The following is a 16,206-nucleotide window of genomic DNA, read 5'->3' as shown; positions in this document are numbered from 1 at the left end:
TTAGGCCACCGCGCTGGCGTTGAACGCATCGATCACCTCGAACAGCCGGTCGGTCCGCTTCATGTCGAAGACGTTCTCCGGCCCCTGCGGCGCGATGTCGGTGAAGGGGCTCTCGTAGAGCAGGCCCGGATCCATCACGCCCTGTGCCGTCAGATGCTCGACGATGAGGCCGACGAATTCGATCTGGTCGGCGCTCGCAGCACCACCGGCGAGAAACTCGCCGAACGCCTCGTTCACCGCCTGCCGGTCGAGGCCGACGAGCGAGCGCACGAAGCGGCCGAAGCCCTCGCTCGACTCGCGCGCCCGCGCGATCGTCTCAGCTCCCCGTCCTTCTCCTCCAAGGCCTTCTGCTGCGCCTGGATATGGGCGAAGGCCTTGCGCATCGCCTCGTCGCGGCGCGAAAGCTGCGAGGCGTCGAAGGCGAGCCCGTCCGCCGGCCGGCTGCCCCGCGCATAGCCGGCCCTTACCGGCGAGACGACCGTGTCGACCCGGACGATCCGAATATTCGCCCGGTGAACTGGCGCGGCGAGGTCTTGCGCGATCTGCTCTCGCTTGCCAGCAGAAACAGCCTCGGCGCCATCTCGACCCTGTTTCTGCTTCCGCCTGAGGTTGCCGAGGACGTCGAGCGGGCGCTCGCCTCGCAGCAGCCGGCCGAGGAATCCTCCGCCGGGACAGGGGAGGTCGGTGAAAGCGCGGCGGACGTCTTCGCAGACATCCAGTCGAAGGCGACCGAGTTTGCCAAGGATCGCGTCTCCGCGCTCGGATGGGACGAGATGCAGGAACTCGTCGCCGGGCTCTTGCGGGCGCTCGGCTACAAGACGCGCGTCTCGGCGGCCGGGCCCGATCGCGGCAAGGACATCGTCGCCTCTCCGGATGGCTTCGGCTTCGAGGCCCCGCGCATCGTGGTCGAGGTCAAGCACCGCAAGGAGGCGATGGGATCGCAGGAGATCCGCAGTTTCCTCGGCGGCCGGCATCCGCAGGACAAGGGGCTCTACGTCTCGACCGGCGGCTTCACCAAGGACGCCTATTACGAGGCCGAACGCGCCAACATTCCGCTGGCCCTGATGACGATCGACGAACTGGTGGAGTCGGTGATCGAGAACTACGACAAGCTCGACATGGCGACCAAGCAACTTCTGCCGATGAAGCGCGTCTACTGGCCGGCATGACGAACCGCTTCGGCCCTGCCTGCGATAACCCTCGAGCTACCGCGCCGGCACGCGCGAGCCACATTCGCGCACCCGACAGGATTCGAACCCGTGACCTCTGCCGCATGAGACCTGCGCGACCTCCTTGCCGATCGGCGCGCGATCGGTTAGGGAGAGCGGCAATGGTCACGGCGCCGCCATCGGCGCCCGATGCACCCGTAGCTCAGCTGGATAGAGCGCTGCCCTCCGAAGGCAGAGGTCACAGGTTCGAATCCTGTCGGGTGCGCCATTTTTTTTTCCACACCGGAAATATCCGCTAACATCTTGAATGGTAAGGTCATATTTGCCGTTCGAAATCCGCTGCCGCGCGCGTATCGTAATCGCTCCGCGAAGGCCAGTTTGAGCACCGTTCGGCGGTCTTCCAAACGGCCATTTTCCCATAGGTTCCAAGGGTTTGCCAGGAAGTCGAGGGCCGTTCTAAGAGTCTGTTCGTGTGTACTGCGCGGTTTCGCCCCTTCAGCGATCCGCTCCCGGATCAGAATCTTCTCCTCTTCGAGTTTTTGAATCTTCGCCTCATAGGCGCGGACGACGCTCGGCATGTCCGACTCAACGATCCGTTCCAGGAACTGGCTGACCTGCCGGTCCACACGCCCCAGCTCGGCTTTCAAAGCTTTGACCTGCGCTTCGGCAAATTCCAGCCGGTGGTCCCAGAGGCGGCGCAGCATGGCGGTCGCCACCTGGAACAGCCCCTCGGTCGGCTGAGCGGATTTCAGGAGCGCTTCGAACTCGCCCTCGATCACGTCCCGCCGGATCGACTTGCCGTAGTGCGAACAGTCCCGGTTGCGGCAGTGGTAATAAGGGTAGCGGGCATGTGAGCCGGCCGACCAGCAGGCGGTCAGGATGGTGTCGCACTCATCGCAGACCACGAAGCCCCGCAGCGGGAAGTCCTGGTTGAGGTTCTTGCGCTTGGGCAGCCGGTTCACGCCATTCAGGCGGTCCTGGATGGTCTGGTAGGTGGCGAAGGAGATCAGGGGCTCATGATGCCCCTTGCGCATGGAAACGCCCCATTGCGGCGCCTCGACACAGCCGGCATAGAGGGGCTGACGCAAAAGGCTTGCCACATCCTGCCCGGTGACGCGGCCGCTGCTTTTCGGCTTGGGAAAGAGCGGGCTCGCCTGTAGGAAGCGCTGCACATCGGCCTGGCTCTCCAGGCGCCCCGACGCATAGGCTTCGAGGGCTTCCGCCACGACCGATGCGGCGGGTTCATGGCGCTTCAGCATTTTGCCCCGGCCGCGCACGGCTTCGTAGCGATAGCCCTTCGGCGGAAAGAACACCGCATAACCGTTCTGAATACGGGATTTCATCCGGTTGATGGTCTGCTCGGCGTTCTTTTCCCGCCAGTGCTGGGAGACGCTGACCACAATGTTTTCCCGCAGCCGGGAATCCGGATCGTCGCCGAACTCCATCGAGGGGGAGACGAGAATGCCCCCCGCTTCCGCGACCATGCCGCGCAGGCCCCAATGCACGACGACATCGCGCGCAAACCGCGAGGCGTCATCGACGATCACATAGGTGCCGGGGGTGATGAAGGAGAGCATGGCATCCATCCCGCGCCGGACGCCGAGCGAGCCGGAGACGTCGTCGCTGAAGACCGCCAGCACGTCGTAGCCGCGATGCAACGCAAACTCGCGGCAGCGCGTCTCCTGGCTCTTGAGCCCGTCGCCGACGCGGGTCTGCTTGATGCTGGAAACCCGGCAATAAATGACGGCGGGGGGTAATTCGCGTGACGACATGGGAATCTCCTTATCTGTTTGGGTAGGCGTCTATTGCGTCTCCGTGTTGGGGGTGGAAGGCGAGTCTACGCCCGCGCTATCGGCGGCGAAAAGCGAAAAATCATCGCCGAACACGGCCGTGCAGACATCCATCTCGAAGCCGATCCGCACAAACTCGCTCATGATCGACCAGAGGATTTCCAAAAGCTCGCGCTTTTGCGCATCGCTTATTTCGAGCGCGTCCAGCTCGGCCAGATAATCGCCGGCCTCCAGCGGCAGCGCCGCCGGCACGGCGGAGCTGGCCGGCGGGCCGGGCGGGGTGTCCGGCCGCGTCGTGATATCCTTATCGCTCATCGGCCTGCCTCCCTTCTGCTCGCGCCGTGCCAGACGGGCAAGTATAGAGAACATTTAGTGAACAATCAAGGAATTTGTTCCTAATCCTACGTAGGAATAACACACGCTAGGTCGGCCAGTTTCGGCCGTCACCGCTCATTTACTTGGCCGGAAGAAGATTGCCCCAGCCATATGTGCCTTCGCGTGGGAGGATCTGACCCATGGCGCGACGCTACAAGCTCCGAAACCCGCAGCGGAAATGGTCGAAGCTCACACCAGAGCAGACGACCGCGATTTATACGGCGTATTTCCGCCCGTATGACACCGTCAAACTCACGCGGCGGCTCAGTGTCTCGCGCCGGACCATCCGCAGCCAGTTCGCGGTGATCAACCGGCGTCTTCGGGAAGAGCCGCTCTTGCGGCAGGCTCTCGCTTCCGAGCTGGCGCCGGAGCTCCGCGACTTCGTTCGCCTGTTCGAGGTCGAGGATTTGTCTGCCGGCTCCGGCTTCTGGCCGCGTCTGCATTTCTGCCTGCTTCACTGCCCGGCGGAATACGCGCTGAACCGGTCGCATGAGCTGTACCGGGTCGTTGAAGCGCATGTGCTCAAATGGGGCGACAAGGGCGAGATGGGTGACTTTCCCATTATTATGCGCATGAAATGCTATGCCTGCCCGATTGAAGTCGCACGCAGCCTGCTCGATTCGACAGCCTTCAACGTCGCACAGCGGGTGCTTCGTGAGACACGGCAGGCAAGTGTCGCAAATTTACAGGCCACGTTCTTGCGGGCCACCTTCGAGGCCGCGATCTGGGCGCGAACGCTGAAGAGTGGCGGGACACCGGGCGAGTCATGGCCCTACTACAAGACCCGGCAAGCCATCATCAGCAAACTGGTCGCCATCCTTCTCGGGCGCGTTTCGTAGCGCCGGGGTCCTTAAATCTTCAACTGCCGCTCCAGCGGATGACAGGGCGCGTTACACCAACTCCATGCGGAGGGTTCGGCCGACCGCCTGCGCCGCGCGAGTGAGTGTGCCGAGCGTGACAGAGTCGTTGTCGGGATCGAGCAGGCGGTCGAGCTGGGCACGGCTCGTCTCAAGACGCCGCGCCATCTCCACCTTGGTGATGTTCTGCTCGTCCATGATCTGGCGGAGCTGCCAGGCGATCACCCGTTTCGAGGCAATCGCCGTCACCTCCTCGCGCAAGCCCTGCTCCTTCAGGAAGCTGTCGAAGCTCTGGCCAAGCCGGCCTCTTTCCATGTCGTCGCTCATCGCATCAATCCTTTCATCCGTTTGACCGCCAGCTCCAATTCGCGCTCCGGCGTCTTCTGTGACTTCTTCTCAAAGCCGTGCAACAGCGCCATGTGCCCGTCATGCACGCAGAAGAGCACGCGCGCGATCCGGCCGCCCGGCAGGCTGCTCCGAATCTCCCACAAGCCCTTGCGCCCTGAAATCGGCCGGCAGAGCGGCATGCCGATTGGCCAGCCCATTTCGGCGGTCAGGATATCGGCCCCGACAATGCGCCGATCTTCCGACGACAGGCTTAAGAGCCAGTCCCGCACCGGCGCGCCGCCCCGCTCATTCTCGAAGAACCGAACCGGCAGTCTCTTGGTGCGCGCGTCTGTCACACCGTCAATTGTACCAGAAATGATACACTCCTTGCAAGGCAATTCGCCTCTTCAGGCCACGCTACGGATCGGCAGCTGGCCACCGCGCTGCTGCTGACGCCCTACGGCGCAATTGGGGGCGCGGGCGCCACCAGCACCGCTGCCGTCGCGGACTATCGGCGACGGAGGTGCCGGCGGCGAGGGGCGCTCGCAGCTCTTGCAGGTCTTTCGTCCCGTCTCCTTTGCCCGGGCAGTCCACCAGCCGGGATGATGCGCGTTGTACCGTCCTCGCGGCGGCTGGCGGGTCAATGGCCGGCCCGCTCCATTCGCCTCCGCTGACGCTCCGGCTCCCGTGTTGGCCATGACCCGCGCCGCGCGGTCCGGTGTCTCCCGCGCATCGGCTGGATGGTCCAGCCCGTGCAACGAAAAGGAGACACATCATGAGCACGCAACAGCAAACCGAACGCCCCCTCTACCGGGTCACCTTCGCCCGCATCACTGGACAGGACCGGCAGGGAAAGGACATCCTCACCCGGCCCAAAGAGATCGGCGCCGTCTGGCCCCGCAAGAACGGCAAGGCCGGCGCGATCCTCACCCTCGACCTGATCCCAGTCGAGCTGCCACAGCGCAAGGGCGTGATCTTCCTCGTCCCGGTGGACGACCGCGACAACGGGGGCCGGCGGTGAGCCCCCGTACCACCCGCATCGCGGCGTTGAACGACCTGCTCCGCACCGCCTTCATCGGCGGGCGGATCTTGGTCACACCGGGCATCTCTGCACTCTCTGCGGATGTCCAGCGAGACGTCCTCGCCCGGGTGCGGGGCTTCTCGACCTTCTCGGCCGCGAATGACCCGCACGGCGAGCACGATTTCGGATCGTTCGACGTGAAAGGCGCCGGCAAGGTGTTCTGGAAGATCGACTATTACGACGCCGCCTTCGAAGGCCACAGCCCGGACGTGGCTGATCCCGCCGTCACCAACCGGGTGCTGACAATCATGCTGGCGTCCGAATATTGATCCGACGCCCGTGTGTCCGGCAGCCTAAAGATGGGCTGCCGGATTCTTGTGCTCAGTCTGGAGAAGACGAGCGGCGGTTGAGAGAGTGGCTGCTTCGCCGTCCGGGCCTGTCGGGTGGAATGGTGCCTTTGGGTAGGGTGGGCGTCAGCCGAAACGTCGGGAGACCAGACAAAAAGAGCCCGTCCCGGCGGAGTGGTCGGAAGGCGGCGGCAGATGGCGGAGCGGGATGGAGAGATTGGTGTCAGGCGGCCAATACCGCTATTCGCAAGATGTGCGGGGTAATACCCCGCATCTTGGCAAGGGGGGCAGGCCCCCCGTTGCATCCCCCGAGCCCCGCCTAGACAGTTTCGCCAATACCCCTAGGACGACGAAAAAATTGTGCTGAGCCCAGTTAGCCGGCATAATGGCCACAATGACAGATTGCCAATCAAGCCCCAATATCGACCGAAACTCAAAGCTGAGCTGATATGACGATAGATTCCCAATCCTCTAACACGAATATTTCTCCATCCGATAGCGCTCTAGCAAGACTAACCAGTATTATCTACTCTTACGATGATCTCATAACTGGTCTTAGTTCGGAGGAAGATACAAAGATTCGCCTAATCACAAAAATCCTTACGCAGGTCTTAGGCTGGGACGAAAACGATATCAACTGTGAGCGTAAACATGATTCCGGATACTCCGATTACGTTATCGGGCAAAAATCCGACGCCGCGTTTGTATTAGAGGCCAAAAATCTCGGTCTTCTTAACATCGATACAGCGCACAAGGACAAGCTCAAGCACGTTGCATTGTCCAACCCCGCTCTCAAAGCATGCAACGAGGGCATTTCGCAAGTTCGATCATATGCCCTCGACGAGGGTTACCCTTTTGCCGTCCTCACAGACGGAAATGTGTGGATTATATTCAAGCCCTTCATTCCAAATCAATCTTATCGCAAGGTCGCTACATTTGTCTTTCCGTCACTAGAGTCGGTGCGGAACGATTTTCATGTTTTCTACGAATTGCTTTCGTCTCGCGAGGTTATTGAACGTACATACGCAATTCGCTTCGATCAGATTCATAACAAAGCCGCGCATATCGACGGCGCTAAATACACTGCGCTCTCAGATGTTGAGATCAAGCTAACAGGTAAGGCGGATTTCGCTTTCGAAATTGAACGCATACTCGACCACTTCTTCGATAAGATCAGAGGAGATGACGATCCTGATCTAATCCTACATTGCTTCGTGGAGAGCCGGGAAAGCCGATACGCGGAGTTTTCTCTTGAAAAACTAACCGACCGAATACTCGGCAACATAAAATCAAGTGACATCGAAGATAATTTGACCGCCGTCGTCAAAAGCGCCGCTGCTGAAGCCAATTATGGGGAAACCGTTTTTATTGTCGGCCCGAATGGATCTGGGAAAAGTACGTTCATAGATCGCTTTTTCAAGATGATCCTACCGCACGATCTCAGGCTTCGGTGTGCCCACCTCAACGTGAATCTTCTCGATATCACCGGAGCTCAACAGACCTGCACCAAGGAAGCGATCGAGCTTCTTATTTCCTCCATACACGACAACTTCTATCTGAATCCAGAAGGCGAAGAAAACGGTCCAGACTACGCCAAAATGAAAGGACTATTCTACCGCGAGTATGATCGTCGCAAACGCATCACAAAGCGAACGATGTATAAGACGAATCGTACCAAGTTTGATATCGAGTTTGAAGCGTTTGTAGAAGAGCACGTGGAGAAGAATAGAGACGATTATCTGAGACGTCTGTTATTTGACCTGGTAAAGAACCGTAAAATGCTCCCCGTTATCGTGATGGACAACATTGATGATCATGACGATGCGGTGAAGATACTGCTGTTCCAGTTGGTTCAGTCGCTTAAGCGATCGATTCGGCACGCACTTCTATTGTTTCCAATTACCGACAAGACCGCATGGCGCCTCGCTTCGCATGATATAGTAAACGTTTATGGTAGTCGGTCATTTTTCCTTCCCACCCCCTCACCAAGAGAGGTATTTAGGAAGCGAATCGAGTATCTTGTTGGCGAGGACAAATCAAAGGGCAAGAAGCGAACAAGCGAATTTTATCTAAGTCGCGGCATTCGCTTGCAGATACATGATATTAACAAGTTCGCCGCGGTAATAAATGATGTATTCGTGAATCAGGAGTATACCGCTCAGACACTCGGCGAGCTAAGCAATTACAACATCCGTATCACCCTTAAACTTGCGAGACGGGTAATTACGTCGCCAGCGCTCGACTTAGAGCGTTTAGTTTCGGCTTACGTAATTGGGCAGGCGGACGTGGTTCCGTTTAATCAGTTCTTGGAGGCGTTGCTTAAAGGAGAATACTCAAGCTTTAAAAGTGGAGACTGTCCTCAACTATACAATCTGTTTGAGACCGACGCAGGTTTGATCCAAAGCCCGTTACTAAAACTCCGGATCCTGCGTCTATTAGAGACGCAGATGTTAACAGGCCGAAAGATTGAAGATAGACACCTTACCGTTCAGTCTATGGTGGACTTTTTTGATTCGCTAGGGTCCTCTGAGGCTAGTACATCAAGCGCGATCAAAAGGCTTTCTGAGTTCGGCCTCATTGAAAAGTTCGACACCTCTACGGGTGAATTGATAGGCGCTCAGTCATTCGCAATTACTCAACGAGGTATCGCGCACCTAAACCTTGCTACGCGTTTTCCTATTTTTGTCGAGCAGCTCGCTTTAACAACAGCGATGCACGATAAGGCGGATGCTGACGAGATTGGTCGAATTTATCGCGGAAGCGACTCTGCCTTGGCAAAGCGAAACAAGATCGTTTATCGATTTATCTCGCGCCTGATCGAACGAGATGCGTCACTTTTGGCTTTGACCGTAGATGATGATCGAGGAGGTCAGAACTCGCTGCTAGAAGCTCTCGATCTTGTCTCCAAAAACACTCCCGGCCTTCGCCGTAGAATCTTCGGATCTGGAGCGCAATCAGCTCGATGCGTAGTGGAGCGCTTCGATGGGAACTCCACGTACGGCTTCCTGAAGGCTCTGGATCACGACTGGAAGGTGTTCATCCATCGTGATCGTTTGAAAGAGGCTGGGTATGGAGAAATATTTGAAGGCGATATCGTAGTCTGCAATGTTATCGAGGAAGACAGAGGTTATGCGGTCGACAAGGTTCTGTCTGTAGATCCTGGGGAAACGCACATCGGCGAAGGAACAATTGTAAAGGTAAACGGAGAACGCGGATTCGCGTTCATCCGGATGGAGGGAATCGTTAATGATGTTTATATGTCTCTTTCGGGCATGACGCCATCGGAAGTATCGGGCGTCATCGAGGGCGCGAGAAAAAAGTTCGAGTATTATCCTAATCCCACCAGGCCGGGCCACCATAATGTTAGAAAAATTCTTGGGTGATCCGTGTTTCAGCATTTAATTGGGAGAGCTTACGAATAACATGAAGTCGATCGCGTGGGTGAACGTCGAAGTTCCAGCCGATGAAGGTTATGTAGAATATGGATCTGGTGACTCCTTGCGGGACTATGACATCGTCGTTTTCGACCCAGAGATACCATATTATTCGCGGATCGAATTCGGCGGTGGAGGCTCGTGTATATCCATCGAAGGGAGTGAAGCCATTGAGAAAGCTTCGTCACATTGGTTTCGCGAGATTACTGATGCGTTGGCGGTAGGGAAGTCCGTCTTCGTAGTGCTTAGTGCATACGAGGAAGATCAAGCAGCCACTAATTATACGCCCGGACCGAAAGGCGCTAGAAACTATCAAACAAAGACGATTAACAACTATGCAGCCGTCCCGGAAAAGTTCCAAGTCAGAAATGCGAGGGGGCGGCGCATCGTGACCAAGGACGCGGCGTTCAAAAGTCTTTACGGCACTATCAAGGAAATTACGGAGTACCGCGTCGTATTCGAGCCGCCGTTGTCTATCCGCACGGCATTCGCGGCTAAAGACGGAGCAGCCTTAGGGGGTGTTGTAAAGTCCGACAGATGGGCAGGATCTTTGGTGCTCTTGCCATACTTCGGGTTTACTGCCGACGAATTTATTGAGCTAGATAGCCAAGGCGATGGAGCTTGGACGAAGAAGGCTTTGGACATTTTTCAAGCGCTCGCAGGTCAACTCGTGTCTCTCGATCGAACACTGAGGAGCTCGGCTGATCATACTCCACCACCAGCTTGGCTAGGTGGCCTTCCGAAGCCGATGGTCATCGACGTAGTAGAAAACACCATCGGTACGATCGACGCGCGGATCAACGAACTTCGACACCAGCGTGATAAGAAAAGTCGTCAACTCGATGATTTGAAGGAATATTCTCGGTTACTGTATGAAAACGGGCACTCTTTAGAGAGCGCAATAGAGAAGGTGCTAAGGTTGTTGGGGTACACCGTTGAGACACTGCGCTCGGGTGATCTGGAAATTGATCATGTGATCGTAGGGCCGAGTGGGATTCGGATGATAGGTGAGTCTGAAGGCAAGGATAACAGTGCCATTGATATTTCAAAGTTCCGGCAATTGGAGTCGAACATTGGGGAGGACTTCGAGCGTGATGACGTCGAGAAGCCAGCTAAGGGCATTCTATTTGGCAACGGCTACCGCTTGTCGCCTCCCCACGATCGAGCGGAACAATTCACGCAGAAATGTCTGATAAACGCCGCCCGCTTGGGTTCGGCACTAGTTCGGACTTCCGATTTATACTACGTGGCACATTATTTGCTTGATCATCCTGACGATGAATCCTTCAGAAGCGCTTGCCGGAACGCATTGGAAGTTACCGTTGGCGGTATCGTCCAATTCCCAGATATCTGACCCGGTTTAATCATTTTGTAGGTTGAGAAATGGAGCTAATCCAAAGTGGAGAAGGCGCAGCCTTGTCTGGCGTGGACTAATTAATGCTATCGTGAGAGCGGATTACGAGATAGATCTAAGAGCACTCTCTAATTCAGATCTTTTCCAAAACTCCGGCAATTCGACTTTAAAATAACCATGGTCCCTTGACTCAAGCAAGGCGGTCTCTCCCCCGGTAGCCTCCCGTATGTCCTCCACCTGCAAGAGTGGCCGGGCCTGCTCCACCAGATTGTCGCCCGATCCGCTCACCTGATTCTGGTTCACGTTGAAGCCTCGGATCATGACGGAGGTTTTGCCGGACCGGTGCTCGATCTCTTTCAGCGTGTCGTTATCAGGAAGGCCGCGATAGAGGGTGTGGGCTACGGCCTTCTTCCAGATGCGAGCGACTTCTTTGCCGTATTTCGCCTCGATCTGCGCCGAGGCATTCTGGAACACGCCGAGGAAATTGATGCCACCCTGGCGGTAGAGGGTGAGGATTTCGTAGAAGTTCGAGACGTAGAGCTGCCCCCATTCCTCACCGATCAGGAGGCAGCGTAGCGGTCCCTGTGCCGCCACGAAGCGCTCGACCACGGCAGCGGTCATTGCGCCGACGAAGGTCCGGCTGGTCTCGGACGTGGCGGCGCCCATGATGAAGAGCGCCGTGCGCTCGCGCTTCATCTCTGCCGGGTCGAAGGAGTTTGACGTGGTCACCTCTCGGCCCGCCGTGCCGGGCTGGAAGCCCTGCAGCCGCTCCACCATCATCGAGGAATAGGCATTCCATTGGTCCTGGCTGTCGGTGAGGGAGGCAACCAACCGGCACATGCCGGCGTCGTCCTGCATCCGGCTATCCGCCGCCCAGACGAGGAGGTCATCGGAGATCTCCGCGCGGCCGCGACCGAAGAAGTCCCACAAGCCCCCGGGCGAGCAGGGCCAGTGCGGAGAGGGATAGAGGGCGCTGATCTTGTTGTAGAGGGCAAAGGCGGTGCGCACGCCCTGGCCGATCCAGCGGTTCTTGATATCGGCATCAACCGGGACGAGGTAGCTCGCCGCGTCATAAGCCACGTCATTGACGACGCCGCGCAAGCCCGGATCGGCAGCCACCTCGATCAGGCGCGTGTTGATGTTGTAGGATTCGCTTGGGTAGTTGTGCACCCGGCGGGGGTTGATGAACCGCACCCGGTAGCCCTGCCTTTGCAGCGTCTTCCAGCAGACCCAGGCCAGTTCGCCGTCCTTGGGGTCGGTAATCAGCTTGGTCAGATGCGCGGTGCGCGGCGAAACCAGATTGACGCCGAGAAAGCGGGCCAGCTTGCCCTTGCCGGCCTGTGCGTCGATGGCGACCGGCTCGGTGCCGTCATAGATCACCGGCCGGCCTTGGAAGAAACCCAGCTCGATGCCGCGCCGGATGTTCCGGCGCGGCGCCTCGGCCAGCTCCTGCAAATGGGCCGTCAGCTCCTTCATCGCAGCAGCCCCGCCCGGCGCAAGACCTCTTCGTCGTCCAGCTGCGCATGGCCGAGCGATCCGCTGGGATTGGCGTCCAGCATGGCCTGCAGCTGCGCCGCGGCCAGTCGCTCCGCGCGGATGCGGGCGCGGCGCGCTTCGGCCGCATCCCGCCAGGCGAGCCGCTGTTGGGCGTGGGATTCGAACATCCAGGCGATTTCGTAGAGTTCAAAGAGTGACCGGAAGCTCACGACAGCTCCTCCTCATCGTCCCATTCGGCAAAGCGGAAGGGTTCCGGCTGGGTGGAGCGCACCGGCCCCTTCATCCGGACCGGCTCGCTGCCCTGGAAGCGGACCCGCGCGGGCGGTTCGTCTGTTGTCGTGTCGGTCGCCGCGTCGACGCTGGCCTTCAGAATAGCGAGGCCGGCGGAGCCCGCCACATAGCCGCCGATGACGATATAGAACCATTCGCGCGGCGCGATGGGGAAGCCGAGGAAAAGAGAGCAGAAGAGAGCGAAGACCGGCAGCAGGATGAGGCCGGCCAGCCCGTTATAGACAAAGCTCCGGGCATCTTCCGGCGCGATGGTAATGCTGCCGAGCTTGAGCGGCCTGGTCCAGGCGATGAGTGCCAGGACGGTCATGATGAGGGACAGGAAGGTGAGGGCCGCGAAAAGGATCACGGCCGCGAGGGCAACGCCTGCGATGGCGAACGCCGCCGCCGGTCCGATCCCGCTTTCATTGCTGTTATGCGATGCCATGGTTTGCACGCCTCCTTGATGCGCACAGGGCTACCGCTCTAGCCGCAGCCCGAGGCTGCGCTGCCGAGCGGCGGCACGATCCGGGGCGCGGGTCTGGTCACGCGACGGGCCGTGCTGCCCGCGTGTGAAGGCGAGGAAGCGCCCGATTTCCTCGCGCAAGGTGCGAAGCTGGCTGGCCTGATCGCGGCGGAGGTCCCTGATTCGCTCCTGCAGGGCGGCACGCTGCGCCAGCTGCTTCTCGATGAGGTCCTGCCGCGCATTCGTCTGATGCTGCCACAGGGATGCCATTGCCGTTTCGTTGCGACGGCGCGTCTCGGCATACTGGCCGCTCAGCCGCTGCCAGATTGCGCTGATCCCGCGCGGCATGCGATCCGCGCAGTCCCGAACCGCGCTCTCCCATTCGGCCCGGTGCGCTAGGTCCAGCCGGCCGCGCGCCGCGCGGTGGCGCAGCGTCATGGCGGCCTTCTCCTCATCCAGCATTCGGGCGCTTTGCGCGAAGCGCGCCTTGCCTTCGGCGACATGGCGGCGAATGGCCGGGGTCATCCGCTCGCCAATCCGGGCCTTCGTCTGATCAACCGAGCGCAGATCGGCCTCGTCGCCGAGACGGGCGCGGATGTCCTTGGCTTTCAGGTCCAGCATGCGGGCCAGGGCATGGACGGTGCCGTCATGGTCGACGACGACATGGCCGCGCCGGTCGCCTCTGGCGAGGAAGAAGCCTTTGGCCTCCAGCGCCGTTTCGAAGTCCTTGAGGCTGGCCGAGTCTTTCCAGCATTCCTGGACGATCAGCTTCTGCCAGCGCGGATCGACGCCGAGCCGCTTCGCCTGCTGCCATTCGGCGAGGGTGAAGCCGGCCGGGTCCCGCGCCGCCCGGTCCAGCAGGCCGCGCGGGACCTCCCAACCGTGGTCGAGGTAAAGCCCGCGCGAGACGGCCTGCAGCTTGGTCTTGAAGAAGGACATTTGCCGCGCCGTCATGGTGCCGGCGTCGATCCGGCTCCACACGCAATGCGCATGCCGGCGGCCCTCCTTCTCATGGAAGACGACGGCGCGCGGCTGGCCTTGCAGGCCGAGCTTGTCCTCGACCTGACTGATCGCGGCCTCGAACTGCGCTTCAGTCACGACCGCCCCTTCCGGCGGACTCAGGCTCAAGGAGAAGAGATACTGCCGGCAGCGCGTGCCCCGGGCGATGGCTTCCGCCTCCTTGAAGGCGCCCTTGAGGTCGTCGGAGGCAAAGCCGCGCAGCTCGTGGACGCGCACATGCTCGTTATCGTCCACCCGCATCAGGTGGCGCGCCAGATCCTGTCCGCCGCCGCGCTGCGATGCTTTCAGGATCATGCCGGCTCCTCCGCCTTGAGGCCGAGGGCGGCGAGCAGCAGCAGGCGCAGATTGCGGACGTCCGAGAGCGCGCGGGTTAGCTCGGATTCGGTCTCGGGGGTGACAGGGAGGGAGCCGGTATTCGCCGCCCGCGCCAATTGATTGATGTTGGCGGCGAGGCGGCTTTGGCCGAGTAGGCCGAGCGCCTGTGCAAGCGCCTTCCGGTCCTCAATGGATTGGCCCGTCCGGCGCTTGCGCGGGGCCGGACCAGAGCCCAGCACTTTGACCTTGATATAGGTGCCGAGCGGTTCGCCGGCGGCCTCTTCAGCCAGCCGCGCCCGCTCCTCCTCCGTCAGACGGATGGAGAAGGGCGCGCCGCGCTTACGCTTCGGCGCCTTCTCCGCCTCGACGGTCCCGGCCATAGGCGGCAGCGCCGCCGGCCGGTCCGACCTCGTAACGGTGGTGGTGAAGATATCGCCTAGGGAGAGCATGGCGGCACCAGGAAATCCGTGGATTTCCGGTGCTCAAGGTAGGCATTCCACTCCGCCAGGGTGTCGAACAACTCGTTCGCCAGCCTTCCGCCGTTGTGCACCAAAATCGCCACCACTCCAGAACAAAAGTGAGAACCTCACTTTGAACCGGCATGGGGTCGCGGCGCCGATCGGCGCAGGGTCACTCTGAACCATTACATCGTCCTACCGCGCCGGCGGCGAGGCGACGGCAGTGACGGTTGGGGAGCCAGCGCAGCAGTTGTCGTACCCTGGATAAACGAGACGGGCACGATGATCTTTGTCGGGGCGCGGCTCGTGTCGGCCAATCTGTCGAGCAGAAGGTTCGCGGCCTGGCGGCCGATTTCCCGACGTGGTTGTCCGACCGTCGTCATGCGGGGGGCATCCGGGAAGACACGATGCCAGGCGGCCTCTCCGAACGCATCGTCGAAGCCGGTGACCGAGAGGTCCTGCGGAATGGCAAATCCGAGTTCCCGCGCCCGGTCGATCAGACCGAGCGCCACGAAGTCGTTGGCCGCGAGAATGGCCGTCGGCCTCTCCGTCGCCGGAAGGTTCAACATGGCGTCGGCCGCGGCGCGGCCGGATTCGGGACTGTAGTCGCCGTCGAAGATCGCCGAACGCGGCAGGGGAAGGGCAAGCTCGCCCATCCGTCGGACGAACCGGTCGTAGCGTTCGCACGCGGTCGAGGAATTGCGCGGGCCGCGGATGAAGCCGAGCCGGCGATGGCCGTGGTTCGTCAGGTGCTCGATCAGGGCGTCGATGCCCTGGGCGTTGTCCGGCCCGACATAATCGAACGCGCCGGGTTCGGGTGTCCGGTTCACCAAGACGATGGGCGGCCCGCGCCGCAGCAGATCGACGAGCTCCGGCCGGATCGACTGGGAAACCAGGATGAGGCCGTCCGCCATCCGCTCGATCATCACCTGGGTGAAGGATGCCTGGCGTTCCGGCTCCTGGTCGGTATTGCACAGAAGCAGCGTCATCCCTTCGCCCGTCAGCACCTCGTCGGCGCCGCGCACGATGCGGGGGAAGATCGGGTTGGTGATGTCGGCGATGAGAATGCCCACCGTATGCGAGCGCCGCGTGCGCAAGGTGCGGGCAATTGCCGATGCCCGATAGCCGAGCCCGTTCGCCTGCGCTTCGATGAGCTCGCGCTTTGCCTTGGCGACATAGCCCGAACCGGAAAGGGCGCGGGCCGCAGTGGAACGGGAAACGCCCGCCGCCCGGGCGACGTCGGTCAAGGTCGGTTGTTTGGCCATGGCCCCTCCAAATTCCCTCTCTCGTTGCTTACCGCCGCCCTCGGGTGGGGGCAAGACAAGCCACTTGACCGACGCCATGGAATGAGAGAAGGATACCACATGGGATCGATGTCACAGCGTGGAGGCGCTGGATCCCGCGGAGGAGGCTATGATGATTTTCCCAAGAGTCAGACGCGCTTAGCGCCGCGACCGAGCCGGTCGCGCCGTCACTCACGCGTCGACCGCGCGCTTTCCATGCACGAGA

17 protein-coding genes, 1 tRNA gene and 1 pseudogene are annotated in these 16,206 nt (G+C 60.2%); 8 read left to right on the top strand and 11 right to left on the bottom strand.

Annotated elements, in window-relative coordinates:
* Positions 1 to 312: a type I restriction-modification enzyme R subunit C-terminal domain-containing protein gene (locus LH400_RS11750; protein WP_370638387.1), complete on the bottom strand. Its 312-nt coding sequence runs from the start codon at positions 310 to 312 to the stop codon at positions 1 to 3.
* 221 nt (positions 313 to 533) lie between these two features.
* Between LH400_RS11750 and LH400_RS11745 the strand changes: the two genes are divergently transcribed.
* The 3 genes from LH400_RS11745 to LH400_RS11735 all read left to right on the top strand — a co-directional run bounded on the left by LH400_RS11745 (position 534) and on the right by LH400_RS11735 (position 2,023).
* The gene (locus LH400_RS11745) at positions 534 to 1,169 is read left to right on the top strand and encodes a restriction endonuclease (RefSeq protein ID WP_229152874.1); all 636 of its coding nucleotides are present in this window, start codon (positions 534 to 536) and stop codon (positions 1,167 to 1,169) included.
* Positions 1,170 to 1,360: 191 nt separating this feature from the next.
* Positions 1,361 to 1,437: transfer RNA gene (locus LH400_RS11740), tRNA-Arg, on the top strand.
* A gap of 202 nt (positions 1,438 to 1,639) precedes the next feature.
* On the top strand, positions 1,640 to 2,023 hold the full coding sequence (locus tag LH400_RS11735; protein ID WP_229152873.1) for a hypothetical protein: 384 nt from the start codon (positions 1,640 to 1,642) through the stop codon (positions 2,021 to 2,023).
* Here the strand turns inward: LH400_RS11735 and LH400_RS26360 are convergent.
* Together LH400_RS26360 and LH400_RS11725 are read right to left on the bottom strand one after the other, a co-directional pair.
* Positions 1,979 to 2,941, bottom strand: a pseudogene (locus tag LH400_RS26360) (recombinase family protein); the annotation flags it as partial. The gene LH400_RS11735 and the pseudogene LH400_RS26360 overlap by 45 nt on opposite strands.
* Before the next feature lie 30 nt (positions 2,942 to 2,971).
* Complete coding sequence (locus tag LH400_RS11725; RefSeq protein WP_229152871.1) at positions 2,972 to 3,274, bottom strand: hypothetical protein; 303 nt, start codon at positions 3,272 to 3,274, stop codon at positions 2,972 to 2,974.
* Between the two features lie 200 nt (positions 3,275 to 3,474).
* Between LH400_RS11725 and LH400_RS11720 the strand changes: the two genes are divergently transcribed.
* Entirely contained in the window at positions 3,475 to 4,173 is a 699-nt protein-coding gene (locus LH400_RS11720; protein WP_229152870.1) for a hypothetical protein, read from the top strand.
* A 51-nt stretch (positions 4,174 to 4,224) separates the two neighbouring features.
* Here the strand turns inward: LH400_RS11720 and LH400_RS11715 are convergent, their stop codons facing one another.
* Positions 4,225 to 4,518, bottom strand: coding sequence for a helix-turn-helix domain-containing protein (locus LH400_RS11715; RefSeq protein WP_229152869.1), 294 nt, complete (start codon positions 4,516 to 4,518; stop codon positions 4,225 to 4,227).
* Complete coding sequence (locus LH400_RS11710; protein ID WP_229152868.1) at positions 4,515 to 4,874, bottom strand: type II toxin-antitoxin system RelE/ParE family toxin; 360 nt, start codon at positions 4,872 to 4,874, stop codon at positions 4,515 to 4,517. Before LH400_RS11710 ends, LH400_RS11715 begins: the two co-directional genes overlap by 4 nt.
* Positions 4,875 to 5,293: 419 nt before the next feature.
* Between LH400_RS11710 and LH400_RS11705 the strand changes: the two genes are divergently transcribed.
* From LH400_RS11705 to LH400_RS11690, 4 genes are all read left to right on the top strand, one after another.
* On the top strand, positions 5,294 to 5,539 hold the full coding sequence (locus LH400_RS11705) for a hypothetical protein (protein WP_229152867.1): 246 nt from the start codon (positions 5,294 to 5,296) through the stop codon (positions 5,537 to 5,539).
* Positions 5,536 to 5,868 (top strand): DUF3768 domain-containing protein, encoded by a 333-nt coding sequence (locus LH400_RS11700; protein ID WP_229152866.1) that lies wholly within the window; start codon positions 5,536 to 5,538, stop codon positions 5,866 to 5,868. The genes LH400_RS11705 and LH400_RS11700 overlap by 4 nt, the downstream gene beginning before the upstream one ends.
* Positions 5,869 to 6,335: 467 nt before the next feature.
* Positions 6,336 to 9,269 (top strand): cold shock domain-containing protein, encoded by a 2,934-nt coding sequence (locus LH400_RS11695; protein ID WP_229152865.1) that lies wholly within the window; start codon positions 6,336 to 6,338, stop codon positions 9,267 to 9,269.
* Between the two features lie 40 nt (positions 9,270 to 9,309).
* Positions 9,310 to 10,674, top strand: coding sequence for a hypothetical protein (locus LH400_RS11690; protein ID WP_229152864.1), 1,365 nt, complete (start codon positions 9,310 to 9,312; stop codon positions 10,672 to 10,674).
* A gap of 102 nt (positions 10,675 to 10,776) precedes the next feature.
* Here the strand turns inward: LH400_RS11690 and LH400_RS11685 are convergent, their stop codons facing one another.
* The 6 genes from LH400_RS11685 to LH400_RS11660 all read right to left on the bottom strand — a co-directional run bounded on the left by LH400_RS11685 (position 10,777) and on the right by LH400_RS11660 (position 16,040).
* Positions 10,777 to 12,150 carry a type IV secretory system conjugative DNA transfer family protein gene (locus LH400_RS11685; protein WP_229152863.1) on the bottom strand — a complete coding sequence of 458 codons (1,374 nt, stop codon included), beginning with the start codon at positions 12,148 to 12,150 and terminating at the stop codon, positions 10,777 to 10,779.
* Positions 12,147 to 12,380: a hypothetical protein gene (locus LH400_RS11680; protein WP_229152861.1), complete on the bottom strand. Its 234-nt coding sequence runs from the start codon at positions 12,378 to 12,380 to the stop codon at positions 12,147 to 12,149. Before LH400_RS11680 ends, LH400_RS11685 begins: the two co-directional genes overlap by 4 nt.
* Positions 12,377 to 12,886 (bottom strand): hypothetical protein, encoded by a 510-nt coding sequence (locus LH400_RS11675; protein ID WP_229152859.1) that lies wholly within the window; start codon positions 12,884 to 12,886, stop codon positions 12,377 to 12,379. The genes LH400_RS11680 and LH400_RS11675 overlap by 4 nt, the downstream gene beginning before the upstream one ends.
* A 30-nt stretch (positions 12,887 to 12,916) precedes the next feature.
* Complete coding sequence (locus tag LH400_RS11670) at positions 12,917 to 14,218, bottom strand: relaxase/mobilization nuclease domain-containing protein (RefSeq protein ID WP_229152858.1); 1,302 nt, start codon at positions 14,216 to 14,218, stop codon at positions 12,917 to 12,919.
* Positions 14,215 to 14,619, bottom strand: a complete 405-nt coding sequence (gene mobC / locus LH400_RS11665; protein ID WP_229152857.1) for a plasmid mobilization relaxosome protein MobC — start codon at positions 14,617 to 14,619, stop codon at positions 14,215 to 14,217. Before mobC ends, LH400_RS11670 begins: the two co-directional genes overlap by 4 nt.
* A 263-nt stretch (positions 14,620 to 14,882) precedes the next feature.
* Positions 14,883 to 16,040, bottom strand: a complete 1,158-nt coding sequence (locus LH400_RS11660; RefSeq protein WP_229152856.1) for a LacI family DNA-binding transcriptional regulator — start codon at positions 16,038 to 16,040, stop codon at positions 14,883 to 14,885.
* Positions 16,041 to 16,206 lie beyond the last annotated feature (166 nt).

The organism is Jiella soli (assembly GCF_020615385.1).
GTDB lineage: Bacteria > Pseudomonadota > Alphaproteobacteria > Rhizobiales > Rhizobiaceae > VKMB-3413.
The sequence above is the reverse complement of the archived record's forward strand: the minus strand, read 5'-3'. Positions and strand labels throughout refer to the sequence as shown.